This window comes from Corynebacterium sp. HMSC08C04 (genome assembly GCF_001807495.1).
In the GTDB taxonomy this organism is placed as follows: Bacteria; Actinomycetota; Actinomycetes; order Mycobacteriales; family Mycobacteriaceae; genus Corynebacterium; species Corynebacterium simulans.
In genome coordinates this window covers 13265-31320 of sequence record NZ_KV789204.1, presented here as the reverse complement: position 1 = coordinate 31320, position 18056 = coordinate 13265, and the positions used below count along the sequence as shown (strand labels likewise).

The 18056-nt window shown below is 55.7% G+C and carries 6 protein-coding genes and 1 pseudogene; all 7 read left to right on the top strand.

Going from position 1 to position 18056, the window contains the following annotated elements; translation table 11 throughout:
• Positions 1–403: 403 nt before the first annotated feature.
• Positions 404–622 (top strand): annotated as a pseudogene (locus tag HMPREF3169_RS13580) (NAD-dependent epimerase/dehydratase family protein); the annotation flags it as partial.
• Between the two features lie 291 nt (positions 623–913).
• Complete coding sequence (locus HMPREF3169_RS13375; protein WP_235591245.1) at positions 914–1513, top strand: hypothetical protein; 600 nt, start codon at positions 914–916, stop codon at positions 1511–1513.
• A gap of 42 nt (positions 1514–1555) precedes the next feature.
• Positions 1556–2701, top strand: a complete 1146-nt coding sequence (locus HMPREF3169_RS04940) for a Gfo/Idh/MocA family oxidoreductase (RefSeq protein WP_014303371.1) — start codon at positions 1556–1558, stop codon at positions 2699–2701.
• Complete coding sequence (locus HMPREF3169_RS04935; protein ID WP_070419941.1) at positions 2683–8217, top strand: non-ribosomal peptide synthetase; 5535 nt, start codon at positions 2683–2685, stop codon at positions 8215–8217. Before HMPREF3169_RS04940 ends, HMPREF3169_RS04935 begins: the two co-directional genes overlap by 19 nt.
• Positions 8210–8818 (top strand): VOC family protein, encoded by a 609-nt coding sequence (locus HMPREF3169_RS04930; protein ID WP_014303369.1) that lies wholly within the window; start codon positions 8210–8212, stop codon positions 8816–8818. Before HMPREF3169_RS04935 ends, HMPREF3169_RS04930 begins: the two co-directional genes overlap by 8 nt.
• Positions 8815–10446, top strand: a complete 1632-nt coding sequence (locus HMPREF3169_RS04925; protein ID WP_070432704.1) for an AMP-binding protein — start codon at positions 8815–8817, stop codon at positions 10444–10446. Before HMPREF3169_RS04930 ends, HMPREF3169_RS04925 begins: the two co-directional genes overlap by 4 nt.
• Before the next feature lie 12 nt (positions 10447–10458).
• A complete protein-coding gene (locus HMPREF3169_RS04920) occupies positions 10459–18030 on the top strand; it encodes a non-ribosomal peptide synthetase (RefSeq protein WP_070455854.1) in 7572 nt (2523 codons plus the stop codon).
• Positions 18031–18056 lie beyond the last annotated feature (26 nt).

The following is an 18056-nucleotide window of genomic DNA, read 5'->3' as shown; positions in this document are numbered from 1 at the left end:
ATATCAGGTGTCCACCACATGGGGGTCAGGTCCCCACCACCACCGCTGTCGCATCCTCTGTGGCGTAGAAAACCAAGAAAACAGCCTCTACGAAACCCGGAGCTTGATACCTGCACAAGTTCATGGTCAGGGCCCTAGGTGGCTGGATGGACTGTGTGATAACGACCATCTTGCACCGTCTAGGGCCTCTTGCTATGCCACGACACCACCAAAACACCCCCTGCCTATCCTTTTGACCCGGCCCAACGACCCCTACCCCCAGCCAGGTAGCTATGTTGCTACGCACTCTAGATTGGGAAGAGCCGTTTTACCCTCTATCTATTGCAACTCATTGCCGCGCAGGGTAGCCTAACCTAAACAGGCCCTATTTGGCGTTATGTGCTCGCTAAGAAAAGGACATTGAGTGGTTCGCACAGGAGAGACGGCAAGAGTGGGGGTTCTCGGTTCGCATGGCGAAGTAGGCCGCCAAGTAGCCGCACTGTTGCGCGCTAGCGGACATATGGTGAACTGCGGGAATCGGTCTCACCACACATCAGATGAGCGCACCGCTATCGTTGACGCTCACGACGAGGAATCTGTCAACAAATTTTCCCGTGACCTTGATGTCGTCGTCAACTGCGCCGGACCGTCATGTCTTCTCAAGACCTCAGTAGCGTCGGCACTACCAGACTCAGTGGGCTATATAGACCCGTTCGGAGCCAACTCATTCGACAACTATCCCACCAACCGTCCGTGCGTGGTCAACGCCGGCGCTACCCCCGGTCTCAGCGGTCTATTACTACGCCACCTGGCGGGCCTAATCGACGACTGTCAATCGGTAACTCTCTGCACTGGTGGACGCGACCGGGGCGGGCTGTCGGGTCTGGTCGATGTGGTGCTAAGTACCCACAACTCCTACGGACATCCTGGGAAGATGATTGTCGACGGCGACCTCGTGGCTTACCAACCTGGGAGCATCCACGCTGAAGATCTGGAACCTTTCCCAAGCGATGACGGACTCATAGCAAGCCCGTTCGTCACCAACGAGCTACGCAAGATGGCCCAAGATTTCTCTATTCCGCGCCTCATAGGGGTCACGGCCATACCGGACCGGGACACCCAGCAGTTACTTTTACGTGCGCTCTCACAAACCGACATATCAGACCCAACCACGCTCATGAATTTGTGCGCAGACATAGCTGCAGCGAAGACCAAACTCGATGCCGGAAAGAACCACTGGTTTGCCATCCAAGCCACTGTCCACGGCACCCTACGGGGCCGCCCTGTTCGCGTCTCAGGCAGTGTCCACGCACCGGACTCCACCTTCATCACCGCTCTTTTTGTTGCGGAAGCGACAAAAAGCGTTATCCGCGACGAACTACTAACCGGGCCGAAATGGGGCTATGAGCTGCCGGCCCCTCAAACTGTCCTCTCGTCACTGGCCTCTTACAACGTCGACATTAAAATCGTCGGCCCTACAGCAACTACCGACGCACCTCAATGGAGTGATGACGACGATGCAGGCTTCATTTAAAAACCCCGGTATTTCGGCTCAGAACCTAGAAAGGCCCGTCGCATGAACACTGTACGCGTCGTCGTATGCGGCACAACATTTGGCCGTATATACATCAACGGGATAAAAAAGCTTGCGGATAAATTTTCGCTGGTAGCAATCCTATCTCAGGGCAGCGAACAGTCGCGCCGGCTGGCAGAGCAGCTAGGCGTACCTCTGTGTACCAAGATCGAAGATCTCCCCGCTTTTGATCTTGCCTGTGTGGTGGTCAGATCTAGCGTCGTTGGCGGTTCCGGCACGCAGCTCGCCCTAGAGTTTTTAAGCCGTGGCAAGCATGTAGTGATGGAGCACCCGATCCACAAGAAAGACTCTGTAGATTGCTACCGGATGGCAGCGAAAAATAACGTGCAGTTCAAGCTCAACACCTTCTACCGCTGGAATCCAACCATATCCCGGTACTTGGAAATCGCAACAACACTAACCAGGCAGTTCAAAATCATCCACATAGACGCCGAATGTAGCATTCACTTTCTATTCTCAACGCTCGATATCATCGGAAGGATTACCGGCGGTTTTACCCCATGGAGCTTTGATGACGACACCCAAGTTACCGGAATATTCACTACGCTCACCGGTTCGATACGCAAAACCCCGCTCTGCTTGCGCGTGGTTAATCACAACGACCCAGAAAAGCCAGACGATTTCGCTCACGTGGGGCATCGAATAACTGTTTTCACGCACGCCGGAAATCTGGTGCTCACCGAGACTGACGGAACCATCATCTGGCACCCAAACACCCCAATCCCACGAGATCAAGCTGGCTTGCTAAGCACTGCTGCCGATGATCGTTTGAGCACTCTACAGTTGCATGAGAATCTCCTTATCGAGCCGTGCGTTACCCGTGTCGCCCTCTACGACCATACCTGGCCTGCAGGCATTGCGGAGTTTCTGAACGAAGTATATGACAAGTTGGCGTGCTCCAAGAACGAAGCGCAAGAAGCCGAATACCTCCTGGCATTGTGCGCAGTCTGGGCGCGCACCGGACAATTACTGGGTCCCACATGTACCGTCCAAGCAGCTATGCATGCCGAACCACTCAGTCTCGAGAGTCTGATGTGGCCGCTGGGGGAGTCTCATACCTCCCCCATTGAGCGAAACAACCCCAACCACCGGAACACAGGAGAGATAACATGGATGTCACAGCGCTGATTAACGACCTTGAATCCCGCGGTATAGCGCTATGGGTGAACGGCGATCGACTCAACTACCGTTCACCCAAGGGTTCCTTGCGCGAGGAAGACCTCGCGGCCTTAAGGTCAAATAAGGAAAAGGTTTTGGCATGGTTGCGTGAGCGGGAGGCCGTTCCGCATGATGAGCAAGCACGGTTCGCCCCCTTCCCCATGACCGATATTCAGCGCGCATACGCAACCGGTCAGAACGAAGGCTATGATCTGGGTGGCACCGGGTGCCACAGCTACGCCGAAATACGAACGGAACGCCTTGATCGCAGCCGCCTTGAACAGGCCTGGCACGAACTCATCCAGCGCCATGACATGCTCTCTGCAGTGGTCGTTCCACCGGATTCGCTGCAGGTGGTTAAATCTCGCAGTTTGCCGGTGCTACAAGCTGTAGACCTCGCGGGCCACAACCCAGATGTCCCGGACGCCGAGTATCTTCGTCACCGCGCAAAATTGGAAAACCGTAGCTACCCGTTGGGCACCTGGCCACTGCACGAATTCCAGCTTTTGCAATTTGACGAATGCAGCATCCTACAGTTTTCGGTGGACATGATCATCGCCGACTTTGTAAGCGTGAGGGTGATGGTCGAGGAACTTCTAACTCTCTACGCAGGTAACGTTCTACCGGAACTAGAGGACACCACGTTTCGGGATATAATCACCTCCCGTAACCACCACAGCCAGAGTGCCGCTGGCTTCGCTGCACGCACCAATGCAAAAAAGTACTGGTCCGAGATCATCCCCTCGTTGTCCGGCAAACCCTTACTGCCGACGCTGACCTCAGCCGATCGCACATCCGAAATGCCGGTGCGTTTCACCCGGCGTACCTGGCGATGCTCGCCAGCAGCATGGTCAAAGCTCACCGACGCAGCAAGCACTCACGGCGTCACTCCTTCGGCGACGCTACTTACCGCCTACGCCGATGTACTGCGCCGTTGGTCCTCCACAAGTGACTTTTGCGTCAATGTCACTTCGATGAACCGAGATTCTGCCATTGCCGGAATCAACCGTATTATCGGAGACTTTACCGAGATGACCCTACATGCTTGCCATCCGCACACTGGAACCTTTAGTGAGCGCGTGCACGCAACCCAGGAGCAGCTATCCGAAGAGCTATCACACGCTGCGTATTCCGGGGTTGACGTGTTGCGCGATATAGCCCGCACTACCGGGCAGCCCGCGGTAATCCCGGTAGTATTCACCAGCGCGTTGGGTGCAGACACACCGCACAACAATGGTCCGGCCTACAACCTTGTCTCCGGCGTAAGCCGAACGCCGCAGGTATGGATTGACTGTCAGGCATTCCAGGACGGAGGCTCTTGCAACGTCAACTGGGACGTGCGAGAGGACGTCTTTGAACCGGCGTTGATCGACGACATGTGGGAGTCATTTACCGACCTACTCGATCGCCTGGTCGACGACGGTTCGGCGTGGCAGGAAACTGATTCAGTCCACTTGCCCGATAAGACGATCGCCATCCGTAACCGCATTCACAAAACCCACGTACAGCAGACCACCCGATGCCTCCACGACGGGTTTTGGGATAACGTCCAGCAGCACCCACACCAGCCAGCGCTGGTGTGTGGCGGAAAAACCTACAGCTACCAACATCTGGCTGGCTACGTCGGGGCATTACAGCATGAGCTCTCTGATGTCGGTCCCGGAGATTACATTGCCATCGTCCTAGGTAACGGAGTATGGCAAATAGCTGCCGCTGTTGCCGTGGTATCAACTGGTGCAGCCTACGTGCCGATCGATCACGAGCAACCCGCAATCCGCCAACGTTCAATGATAGAAGCGTGTCGTCCTGCCAACGTCATCACTAATTCTCATTTCTCCGAAGAAAATACCGATATCTCCAACATCAACGTCGATACTCTCAGCCCGATACAGTACAGTGGCACCATAGCCTCACCGGTTTCCCCCACCGAAACCGCCTACATCATCTTCACCTCAGGCAGCACCGGAATTCCAAAAGGTGTTGTCGTTACGCACTCGGCTGCAATGAACACCATAGATAGCGTGAACAATCTCCTCGGCCGAAATAAAAGACGCACGGTATTGGGGGTATCGAAGTTATCCTTTGACTTATCCGTGTATGACATCTTCGGTACCTTCGCAAGCGGTGGCACTTTGGTCCTGCCGTTAGACGAGGAATCGCGAAACCCCAGCAAATGGATCGATTTCCTTGTTGATAACAACGTCGATACCTGGAACTCTGTTCCTGCACTGTTCCAAATGCTTGTGCGAGAGGTAGAGGTGACCCGTCACCCGAACATCCTCAGCCTAGACCTGGTTATGCTGTCCGGAGACAGGATCCCGGGCACTCTCCCAGCGCATGCTGCACCCCACTTCCCTAATGCTGAACTCATCAGCCTCGGCGGCGCCACGGAGGGCGGAATATGGTCGATTTTCCACCCGATGACCTGTCACACAAATGAAACTAGCATACCATATGGTACCGCGTTACCCAACCAAGGAATGTGGGTGCTCGACGAGGCCTGCAATGAGTGTCCGGACTGGGTGCGAGGGCAAATCCATATTTCCGGGGAAAGCCTAGCCACCGGTTACCTCAACGATCCAACCTCCACAGCAGAGAAATTTTTCTTTTCCGAAAAGCATGGCACACGTATGTACGCTACCGGGGATATAGGAAGCTACCGCCCAGACGGCGTAATCGAGTTTCACGGCCGTCGGGACAATCAACTAAAAATCAACGGCTATCGAGTGGAAACCGGCGAGATAGAAGGAGTCCTCGAATCCAACGACTTCGTCGAACGCGCTATAGTACTCACCCAGGAAACCAGTGACCCAATTAAACTACATGCTTTCGTCACTGATGCACAGAGCGACAAAGATGAGCTCAAGGATGCTGGGCAAATCAGAAACTCGGAGCTCCGTACAATGCTTGAGCAGCGCTGGACACCTGCAGATACGAGCCTTGACACGGGAATATTTGCCACATGGATGCGGCTGGGAAACGAAGCCGCGATGGCTGCTTTGCTCGCGGCTTTCCAACAAGCCGGTGTTTTCCTCGTTGCAGGAAAATACCACACTCTTACGGAAATCACCGCGGCGATCCATCCCTCCGAAGAGTATCGCGAACTCATAACCCGTTGGCTCAATATTCTGACTGGAGAAGGCTTAGCCACTAAGGATGATGAGGGTTGGACTGTCAGCCAACAGACCCTGGACTTCTTCGTGTTCGGAGAGGCCTGGGATCAGTTCGGCAACATGGAAGCGGAAATCAATAACAGTAAGGAATTATTCAATTACCAACGGCACGCAGCTGAGGCGCTTCTTTCCCAGTTGCGCGGAGAGATCAGTCCCACCGAGGTGTTCTTCCCGGAGGGAGATACCCATAACGCCCGCACCATTTACGGCGAAAACCGCATTAGCAAGGCGATGAATGCTGCGGCCGCAGAGGCAGTGATCGGCATTGCCGAGCACCACGCTGATCATCCGGTAAGGATCCTCGAGGTCGGCGCTGGCATAGGTGCTACGACGGAAAAAATTGTTAGCCGACTCCCCGAGAACGTAATCGAATACCGCTTCACCGATATTTCGACATTCTTCCTACATAAAGCCCAAAAAATGTTCGCGCATTGTGGTGCCATGACCTATGGCCTGTTTGATATGAACTCAGACTGCACATCGCAAGATGTAGAGTTCGGCGGTTACGACATCATTTTGTGCGCCAACGTACTGCATAATTCAGTAAATATCGAGGAGTCATTCACCCGCTTAAAGCAGCTGCGCCGCCCCGGGGGCGTGATCGTCATAGTAGAGCCGATCACTGAACTTTACGCAGCCCTTATCTCGGTGTCCATCAAGATGAATCTGGTTGATTTCACGGACCACCGTGCGGAATCACACAAGGTGTTCATCGAGGACGCGCAGTGGGATCAGGTCTTCAGGGATACCCAGATGCACCGCATCGCGGAGTACCCAAACACTAGTGACCCGTTGCGCGAATGCGGGCAACGACTCATCATCGTTGGTGCCGATGACGACGATGTCCCCACGCTCAACAGTGAAGACATTCTGGGCTACCTGCGTGCTCACCTACCGGGTTACATGGTTCCGGCTTCCGTCAATGTACTACCGGAATTGCCGTTAACCTCAAATGGCAAGGTAGACCGCAAGGCCCTAGCGCAACTCTGCTTAGAACCGGTGGGAAGCCCCAACAACCGGATCGATCCTCCACGCAACGAAACGGAAGAGCAGATAGCGACTATCTGGCGCGATGTCCTCGACACCACGGAGGTTGGGCGCAATGATGACTTCTATGCGCTTGGGGGTGACTCACTGCTCATGGCCGAAACGGTAACCCGGCTCCGCCAAGAAATACCTGGCCTACAGCAGCACACGTGGGACGCCCTTATGCGTGGCGTACTCAAGGTGCCAACCATCGCAGGCATTTCCGCGCTAGCACAGGCTGCAGGAAGTAGCTGTCAACCCGAAGCATTAAAAGCCGTTAATTCTGCTAATCATACCTCCCCTGAACTGACTGCTCTGTCTACTGTAGCCAGTGGCTCTCCAACTGGGTCTTCAAATCTGCATGTATACCGATTGCCGAAGGACGCAACGTTCTGCCGCGTGATGATCCACGCTGGCACTGGCCGCCTGAAGGACTACGAGTTCTTGATGCCCGAACTGCTTCAACGCCAGCCAGAGATTGCCCACGTTGGTTTTACCGCTGGTGACGCAGATCGATTCCTGGACTACACAACCCGTACGCTGATCAGGGATCTGGCCCAGAGCTACGCCCAGGAACTTGATGAATTGGATATGGAATCTTATCAGTTGGTCGGCTACTGCATTGGCGGTATGTTAGCGCTGGAGACCGCGAAGGCGCTCACCGAACTCGGCCGCGACGTGCGCCAGGTAACTTGCATCAGCACCCACCAGTGCCCGCACCGGGTCACTAATGAACTGCTGTGTGAGCTCGCCTATGGGTGCATTTTCAACGCTGACCTAAGTGCAATGGGGGCGAACTTCGACCTCAAAACCCTCGCAGCAGCCCTGGAGCACACCCTTGATGGCATCAACCGCAATATCAGTGACGAAGAACTGTGTACCCTTGAAGGCCCATACGCAGATATCGGGGAATTCTTCCAAAAGATGGCGGTGTTGAGTCCCAGGGCGCGCCGCAAACTCATCTACCGAAGCATCCGTGAATTCGACACAGACTCCGAGTCCACTCGCGGGATGCTGGACATCCTATACGATGTCTTCCGGCATTCGTTACTCGGAACCATCGACTACGTCCCCGATGTCTATTTCGGTGATGTAGTCGTACTGCAGCCTACCGAAGGTGTAACTGGTTTTTACCCGAGCCTAGGCGGAGACATCGATTGGCCAGCGACCGTGCTCGGCAACCTGCAGATACATGCCGTGGCCGGTTCTCATGCCACCTGCCTGCTACAGGAGAACGTACCCTCACTACTTCCGTTCTTCACGGAGAGGGAACAACGAAATGGCTAATGTGGGACACATTATCTATAAAGCAGACGACCTAGAGAACTCAATTAATTACTTCCGTTCGCGCGGCTTTGACGTTGAACCAGGACAACAGAAAAACGCTGCAAGCGCGCTTATTTATTTCTGCGAGGGTCCCTACCTGGAGATACGAGAGCGAGCCGACGTACCACCGTTTTTCCGCCAACTTTTACACCTTACTGGCAATGGAAAATTCGTCGACTCCTATGACAGATTCGCCACCATGTCACAGGGGTACTCACGGGTGGTACTGGAGGCGCAGCGCAAGGAATTTGACCACATAAAGGAGATTTTTGATTCTCATCAAACCAAGAGCCTGACAATCCCGTTCTCCCGCAAGGATCCCGCTGGCAGACGGCTCGCCTGCTGGTGTCTGTCACCCGACGACTGGGCGATCCCGCTTTTCGTGACCCCCTTTGCCATTGATACCCATCGCAGCACCCCGCATCCTAACGGGATTACCCACATAACCGACATCGATTTTGCGGCCAGTGAGAAGACATTAAGCATTTGTAAGCACGTTGGTGTCGACGGCGGCCTCACCTGCCGTTCCGGCACAGGCACGATTGATTTGGAGTTTGCATGAGAGGGCGCGATATCGACCGCAACAGTGTGTTGAAGCATTACGAAGGCACCGGCCACCTGGCCCGAAAAAGCCTGTGCCAGGAACTGTTCGAATCATCCGAGATTTATTCGGACCATGTAGCTGTCATCGCTGACGACGCACACCTGACCTACGCACAACTCGAGCAATCACTTTGTGTGTTCACCGAGGAGCTACGAGAAAGCGGCCTCTCGCCAGGAGACCACGTGCTACTGCAACTGCCAAACACCGCAGCGTATGTGGTGACTCTGCTTGCGCTGATGCGCGTGGGTGCTATCCCAACCCTGCTGCTTCCCGCGCATAGAGAGGCCGAAGTTGCAGCGTTGTGTGAGTCTTTACACCCAGTTGCTTATATCGGTGGCCGCGACCATCTCGGTTTTGACACCGTAGCCATGGTAGAGGCTATGGGACCCGGCGAGCTCGGACTCAAAGAACTGTGGGCCGATAACGGACCCACGCACGACAAGGAGTCCTCGTACCGAGTTCTGCCAGGTCTCTTCACTGCCCCGATTTCTACCAAATGTTCTCCGCCTACTAAGTGGCCGGATCCACGCAGCGTTGCGCTGAATCTTTTGTCTGGCGGAACCACGAACATGCCAAAAATAATTCCCCGGGTACATGAGGCGTATGCATATAACACCCGTGCGGCGGCACAGTGCTGCGGCGTCGGGCCAGATACGGTATACTTGGCGGTTCTATCTACCTCTCATGATTTCGCCTTAGCTCAGCCCGGGATTCTGGGCACCTTGCTTTCGGGCGGCACTGTGGTTCTGTGCACCAGCGCAGCCTTCGATGAGGCGTTTCCGGCCATTGCGACCCACGGGGTCACGCTGACTGCACTAGTTCCTGCGGTAGCCCAGGTGTGGGTGGAGGCCGCAGAGTGGTTTCCCGCAGATTTCTCTTCCTTGGAGCGAATTATCATTGGCGCAGCGGCGCTTAACGACGGCTTAGGTGAGGCAATACAGGATCGTTTCGGTGTGCGTATCCACCAGGGTTATGGCATGGGTGAAGGCATCACTACGTTCACGCGTATTGATGACCCTCCAGCGGTGATTCTTGGCACGCAAGGTCGTCCCATCTCTGATGCTGACGAGTTGGTAATCGATGGCCCGGGAGGCGAGCCGGGAGAGATACTAGAAAAGGGCCCTTATACTTTCTTCGGCTACGAAGGAAACCGCGATACCCCGGACTGTTTCACCGAGGATGGTTTCTTCCGCACCGGTGACCGTGGCTACCTTACCGAGGACGGCAACCTGGTGCTGTGCGGGCGCGTGGTTGAACAGATCAATCGCCTGGGCGAAAACGTCTCCCCTTCTGAGGTCGAGACACTCTTGTCTGGAACTCCAGGCATTAGTGCTGCAGCCGTCTTCCCAATGCCAGATAGAGCACTGGGAGAGCGCACCGTTGCAGCCATCGTCGCCCAACCAGGCGTTAACCGCTCCGCCATTCTGGATGATTTCCTCACCCGAGGCGTAGCCCGATACAAGGTGCCGGACCAGGTGATCACTGTCGACGAAATTCCACTGATCAACATCGGCAAGGTCGACAAGAAAAAGCTGCGTGCTCTCGCGGCAGCGCAATTTACTGACCATGAATCCGAACAAAGCTGAGAGGACAAGACCATGATCAAAGAGGAACAAATTCGCGAAGAACTCCTCGCCTCGCTCCACCAGATCCTCGGCGAAGATGCCGAAATCGGCATCGACGACAACCTGCTCTCCCACGGCCTGGAGTCACTTCCAACAGTCCGTCTGCTCGCTGATTGGATGAAACAGGGACACCGCGTCTCCTTTGGAGATTTCATGCGCGCCCCAACGGTAAGGCAGTGGGCGAAGATGCTTGTAGAATCCACACCAAACCACAGCACCGACGCCATTGAGTCCCCCAAAGATGGGTTTGCCGCTCCCATCGACGATTCCGTACCCTTTGACCTCACAGATGTCCAATACGCCTATTGGATTGGCCGCAATTCCTCGCAGCAACTGGGCGGGGTGGGCACCCACGGCTACGTAGAGGTCGAATCCCGCAGTATCAATATCGACCGATTGCAACAAAGCTGGCTGACGCTGCTACGTTCCCACCCGATGTTGCGCGCCTGCTACACCGAAGATGGCAAGCAATATGTGCTGCCAGAGCCGCCCCACCCCACCATCCTCGTTCATGACCTCACCAAGATGGACGAGTCCACGCGCGAAGAAGCTCTGCTATCCACGCGCGAACGCCTTTCGCACCGACTGTTGGACATAGCTACCGGCCATGTGGTATCTTTAGAAGTCAGCCTCCTCCCTCAGGATGTAGCAGTTATTCACTTCGATATCGACCTGCTTGTGTGCGATGTGCAGAGTTTCCAAATTATCTTGCACGACCTCGCCCACCATTACGCCACCGGTGAAGCCCCCGACGCCGACCCGTCGTGGAGTTTCGCTCGCTACCTCGCTGGACACGCTCGCGAAGGCGTCGCCGATATCGACCGTGACCAGGCATACTGGCGCAATCGCCTCTCCGAGTTGCCGGGTGCCCCAACCTTGCCGATGAGCCACGGCACCAACGAGGAACAAGCACACCGGTTTGTACGCCGCAGTCGATCATTCGATTCGGCAACTTGGTCGCGCTTGCGTGAGGTGTGTGAACACCACGCTACTACCCCAGCAATGGTGTTGCTGACCGCCTACGCCCGCACCATCGGCCAATGGAGCGAGAATAAAAAATTCCTCATGGCCGTACCTCTGTTCAACCGCGGTTCAGACACAGCGATAAAGAATGTCGTCGCAGACTTTACCGCCCTGACACTCACCAGTATCGATCAGTCCACACGCCGCACTTTCAGCGAGGACCTCAAGGATATACAGGCCTCTTTCTATGAGGATTCGTCACATTCACAGTATTCGGCGGTGCGGGTGCTGCGAGACCTACGTGCTTCCAGAGGTGAGCAAGTTTTGGCTCCCGTGGTGTTCTCCTGCAACCTGGGAGACCCACTGGTTGGCCAAGAGTTTATAGATACCTTCGGAGAGATTAGCTACATGATCTCCCAGACCCCCCAGGTGTGGATTGACCTCCAAGTCTTCACCACCGTCAACGGCTTCCTAATCGTCTGCGACGCAGTTGAACAGTTGTTCCCCGAGAAGATGCTGGACGATCTCTTCGCCACCCTAGTGATGGAGATTGACAAGGCAATCACCGACGATCTCTCGCATTCAGACCCGGTAGAGAGCCCAGGAGCGCAGGCCCGTCGAGCGTCACGTGCCGAAGTTGCCTCTTGGCGGCTGCCTGACACCACCCTTGTCGATGAGGTGATTGCCGCTGCACGGTGCCACCCCCAGGCCACGGCCATTCGCAGTGCAAGCGGCGACGTTATTACCTACCAAGATTTGGAAGAGCAAGCCACCACCATCGCCTCTGCTTTGGTGAATTCCGGGGTTGAGCGAGGCGCTTTGATTGCAGTGATGGTGGAGCGTGGTCCTCGCCAGATTATTGGTGCGCTAGCCGCGATGATGGCGGGCGGAGCATATGTACCGGTGAGTCTACAGCAACCGGAATCTCGTATTGCCGCTCTCTTGGGGGCAAGCCAAGTAACGCATCTGATTACTGACCGACCCGATAAGGTTCTGAGCGAAACTGCAGTTCAGGTAGTAGATTTCACGAGCGCTACCGGCACAGCCAATCTTCCGCAGCTGCATCCACAAGACCCAGCCTATGTAATCTACACCTCTGGGACCACTGGAACACCAAAAGGAGTCGAGATTTGCCACGGTGCTGCATGGAACACCATTAGCGAGATCAACCGTCGCCTGGGCGTTGGTCCGACAGACCGCCTACTAAGCGTATCTTCCTTTGATTTCGATCTCTCGGTGTACGACGCCTTCGGGCTCCTTTCTGCTGGCGGCGAACTGGTAACCATCCCAGATGATGCGCGCCGCGACGCCAAGAAGTGGGTATCGCTGGTGGATAGTTTAGGCATAACTATCTGGAATTCGGTGCCTACTTTGTTTGAGATGCTTTTATCTGCGGCTGATCGGACACCGGGCAAGCTCAGCAGCATACGCCATGTTCTGCTATCTGGCGACTGGATTGATACCAGCCTGCCTGAGCGCATGCGCACGGTTACCCCGCAGGCACACCTATTAGCTATGGGCGGTGCGACGGAGGCATCTATCTGGTCCAATGGTCTCGACCTCGATGTAGTGTCACCCGAGTGGACCTCAATTCCCTATGGTCGGCCGCTTGCCAAACAGATGTACCGGGTGGTGTCCAGCAATGGCCAGGACTGTCCCGATTATTCTGTGGGGGAGCTGTGGATTGGCGGCCTGGGCGTAGCTACACAATATGTCGGCGACCCCGGACTCACCGAAACTAAGTTCGTAATCTCGGAGGACTCACGTTGGTACCGCACAGGCGATATGGGCCGGTTCTGGGCCGATGGGACGATCGAGTTTTTAGGCCGCTCGGATAACCAAGTCAAAGTTCGTGGCCACCGCATCGAACTCGGCGAGATCGAGTCCGCGTGTGAAGCGTTGCTGCCAATAGAGCGTGCCGTGTGTATCACGCACCAAGGTGCATCATCGTCACCATCTTTGGTTACGTTTGCTCAGTTCACACCGTCACATGTTGCCCGAACTACTCCGGAGCAGTTTGCGACGTCATTGCGCGCCAAAGTCAACGACGTGCTGACCGAGGGCGACATCCGCACGTCCGTCGAGCACGATGAGCATTTACAGACCGCATATGCCTTCTCAGTGATGCGACGCTGGGAGGAGCAACTCACCGGCGTGGGGACCCCAAACCACCTCCGCGAACACCGTAATCGCTGGCAGACATGGCTAGGCAAAGCAGATGAACACCCGGCTACCGCAGACTTGCTTCTAGACGACGAGTCGTTCGGCGCGTTAGAGCGTTTTGTCACCCCCTTCGAGCAAGCCTTCGTAATGGCGGAGAAGCAGCGCAGTATCGCTGAGTTCATCCAAAGCCCAGATTCGATGTCGGTGGAGCAATTCCTCGCAACCCGTCCGTTGGGTCGGTTGGTTCACCGGGTCCTCGGCGCGGTTGTGCGTGAATGCAGTACCCACTCAACCAGCGAGCTCAAGATTCTTGAGATCGGGTCACGCCGGCCCGAGGCCTCTGCGGACTACGCGGCTATCGCGGGGACGAGCGCATACGTGCTCGCTGATCCCTATCGTCATCACCTCGAACATGCCGGACAACGTGTTGGTAACACCTTCACGTACCGCCAGCTCGGAGTCACTAGCACGCCCCAACCGACTCCTGGGGAGGCAGTGACGAAGGCGGACTTGGTGCTGTGCAACCAGACGCTGCACCAGAGCGAGGACATCGAGAAAACGCTCTGTGAGGCCTGGGGCCTCAGCGCCCCTGGAGCAACGATGGTGGTGGTAGAGCCCACTGCCCCCTCCCCGATGTCCGATATCACCGCCGCATTTATTGCCAACAATACCACGGACGCTCGGGCCGAAACCGGTACAGTACTACTCAGCGCCCGCAGCTGGAAAGAAATCCTGCAGCGCACTGGGTGGAAACCTGTAGAGCATGTAGAGATCACTAAAACGACGGCGCTTATCATCGCCGAACGCGCTAGTTCCAACGAATCGGTCACACTATGCGATTCTGACTATGCCAAGGCTACAAACCTACTGGCCACCCGCCTTCCGGAGTACATGCTACCGAAACGCATCCTGGAGCTAGCGAAGTTTCCACTCACCAGCAACGGCAAGATTGACCGCAAAGCGCTCACAGCATTAGTGCCGGAATACTTCGACAACGAGCCCGCTGTCACCGAACTTCCGCACACCGCCACCGAGAAACGGCTCATCGATATCTGGGATGAGCTGCTGCACACCAGCTCCAACGTGAACTCAGACTACTTTCGCTTGGGTGGTGACTCTCTCACAGCAACACGCCTGCGCCGTACCATCGAACAGTGTTTTGGCGTGGAATTTCCGTTAGAGAATATCTTTGACGTTCCGTTGCTGCGCGACATGGCCGCCCGAATTGACCAGATAGCCGAAGTCCCCCACCAGCAATCGGATCTTCCCAAGATTGTTCACGGGTCTGAACAGTACGCTCCGTTCCCGCTGACTGAGGTGCAGCAGTCCTATCTCATCGGCAGCTCTGGAGCCATCGAACTCGGCGACGTTTCCAGCCACTGTTACTTTGAAATGTCCACTGCCTGCCTAGACCCGGAGCGAGTGGAAGACGCGTTCAATGCCCTGATTAAACGCCATCCCATGCTGCGCACCGTCGTGTGTGAGGACGGATTGAGTCAGCGTGTGTTGCCCGAAGTACCACGCTACCGCATTGCCCTCATTCGCTCCGGCAACGCCGACAATGAGGATACTCTCGATGAAATCCGAGAGGAAATGTCCCGCCAGAAGTTTGATCCCACTCAGTGGCCATGCTTTGACGTGCGCTACGTAGCCGAGCCCGACGCGGGTCGACTGCTTTTAAGTTTCGATAACTTGTTTATCGACGGCTGGAGCATGTTCCACATTTTCCGTGAGTGGAAGCAGGCCTACGACCACGGCGTAGACAGTCTCGATCCGGCAATCCCCTATTCATTTAAAGACTATGTCGAAGCCACGATTGAACTGTCACACAGCGACATCCATAAGCGTGACCAAGCCTATTGGGAATCGGCAGTGGATACTATTTATCCTGCACCGCAGTTGCCGGTGACCGACACAAACGGCGCTAATACCTCGCAGTTTTGCCGCCACCACGCCCTGGTGGACGCTGCGAAGTGGCGCCGGATTAAGCAACGGGTACGTGAGGAGGGGATGACCGAAGCCGTATTCCTAGCCGAGGTATACGCCGAAGTCCTAGCGAGGTACAGCGATGAGCCGCGACTTAGCATCAACCTGACCCGGTTCGACCGCACTCGGTTCGCCCCCGAGGTTGACCACATAGTTGGCGACTTCACCAGCCTATCTATTCTCAGCGTGGATACCCAGTGTGCACCATCGTTCCGGGACCGCGCTGCAGCGCTACACAGGCGCATGTTCAGCAATCTCGATCACGGCAGTGTCTCCGGCGTGTCGGTGCAGCGAATGCTTACTAAGCAACGCGGTGCTCGGGTAACCATGCCGGTGGTCTTCACGTGTGGCCTGGGCGTCGTGGAGCACCCCGAGTCAGATCAGAGTCCTTACCTGGGCGTAATCGATCATGGCCTATCGCAGACGCCACAGGTATGGATGGACCTCCAGGTCTATGAACACGATGGTGGCCTGATGCTGAATATGGACGCGGTCGAGGCGATCTTCCCCGACGACATGGTGGCGGAGCTTTTCACCAGCCTTACAGCCACTCTCTCGCACCTCGCAGAGTCCCCTGAACTCTGGAACGCGCCCACCAGTACCATAGCTCCGACGACCAACGCGCCCACCGCAGATCGAATCAACGACACAGACCGGGAACTCCCCGGAGCGGATAAGAGCCTACTGGGGCTGTATCAGAAGGGACTTGCCGAGCATGGTGACAACCTCGCGGTGATAGACGCCACCACGCAATGGACATACGAGCAACTCAATGAGCAGTCGGATAAGTGGGCCCAGCTTATTGCTGCAACTGACCCGGCGCCTGGTGATCTCGTTGGCATCATGATGGAAAAGTCCGCACAACAGATCGCAGCGGTACTAGGCGCAATGAAGGCCGGATGCGCCTACTTGCCGCTGAGCGTGGACCAACCGGTGGGGCGTAACACTTCCATCATCAACGATGCGGGTGCATCCATTGTTGCGATGGACCATCCGGACGATGATTTCGCTGCGTTAGCCGAGCACTGCACAGTCATCACTCTGGCCGATGTCGCCCGGCATCGGCCAGGTGACCAGGCCTTAAGCGAATCGAGTCCGACACCCAGCTCGCTTGCGTACGTCATCTACACGTCTGGTACGACGGGCACTCCCAAAGGAGTAGCCATCACCCACGAGTCGGCGGTCAATACGATTGTCGATGTCAACGAACGCCTCGGGGTGACTCCGACCGACCGGATATTGGGGATTTCAGAGCTAAACTTCGATCTATCGGTATACGACATCTTCGGGATGTTCGCGCGGGGTGCTACCTTGGTGTTGCCATCTCCAGCAGACAAACGTGATCCGCAGTGCTGGGCAGATGCCGTAACTACGCACTCGGTGACGCTGTGGAACTCTGTGCCAGCACTTTTTTCGATGTACGTGGAACACCTCCGCGAACGGAGCCTCATTGGTTCCTCCGTACGGTCGGCACTACTCAGCGGAGATTGGATACCTGTAAATATCGCTTACCAGGTCAGCACCCTCTTCCGGGACTGCACAGTTTTCGCTGCTGGGGGTGCTACCGAGGCATCGATATGGTCAAACTGGTACGAGGTAGGCGTCGATGATGCCTCGCGTACCAGCATTCCCTATGGAACGCCGCTGGCAAATCAGCGAATGTACATCCTCGATGAGGCCCTGAACCCCCGACCCACGCATGTGCCGGGAGACCTTTACATTGCCGGACGTGGCCTGGCCATGGGGTACTGGAAGGACCCAGAGAAGACCGCAGCATCATTCATCACCCACCCCCGCACCGGCGAACGAATGTACCGCACGGGCGACAAGGCCCTCTACAATCACCTTGGTCACATCATCTTCCTGGGGCGCGAGGACGGTCAGGTTAAGGTCAACGGCTACCGCATCGAACTCGGTGAGATCGAGTCAACAGCACGAAAATTCAACGAACTCCGCGATTGCGTCGCTGTCAACGACCATGGCATTGTTCTCTACGTTGTTACGCATGAGGGCTTTAACATGGCAGCACTCAATAACCACCTCGCCGAGTCTCTCCCTGCCTATATGCGTCCACGCGTGATATCACGCATTGATGGGCTACCACGGTCTTGGAACGGCAAGATTGATCGCAAGAGTTTAGAAGGAAAAACCTTTGAACAACCACAAACAAGGGAACGCTCTCGTAATCACCGAGATTCGGGTATCATTACCATCTTGCAAGAACTCCTCGGGCCCAAGGAGATCAGCATCGACGATGACTTCTTCACCATCGGTGCCGACTCGCTCACGGCCGTGCGGCTTACTAACTCGATTCGTCGAGAAATGTCAGTAGAGATCTCCATACGTGACGTATTCAACCATCCAACGGTCCGAGAATTGTCCGACCTGATCGCCAACATCGTCGGCAGCGACGTAGAAGAAGGCGAAATTTAGAGTTCATGCCACACCTGTTTCACTCA

What these genes read in the sequence shown, in the direction of transcription:
- HMPREF3169_RS13375 (WP_235591245.1), top strand. Translation starts at nt 914, where the DNA reads ATGATTGTCGACGGCGACCTCGTGGCTTACCAACCTGGGAGCATCCAC.
- HMPREF3169_RS04940 (WP_014303371.1), top strand. Translation starts at nt 1,556, where the DNA reads ATGAACACTGTACGCGTCGTCGTATGCGGCACAACATTTGGCCGTATA.
- HMPREF3169_RS04935 (WP_070419941.1), top strand. Translation starts at nt 2,683, where the DNA reads ATGGATGTCACAGCGCTGATTAACGACCTTGAATCCCGCGGTATAGCG.
- HMPREF3169_RS04930 (WP_014303369.1), top strand. Translation starts at nt 8,210, where the DNA reads ATGGCTAATGTGGGACACATTATCTATAAAGCAGACGACCTAGAGAAC.
- HMPREF3169_RS04925 (WP_070432704.1), top strand. Translation starts at nt 8,815, where the DNA reads ATGAGAGGGCGCGATATCGACCGCAACAGTGTGTTGAAGCATTACGAA.
- HMPREF3169_RS04920 (WP_070455854.1), top strand. Translation starts at nt 10,459, where the DNA reads ATGATCAAAGAGGAACAAATTCGCGAAGAACTCCTCGCCTCGCTCCAC.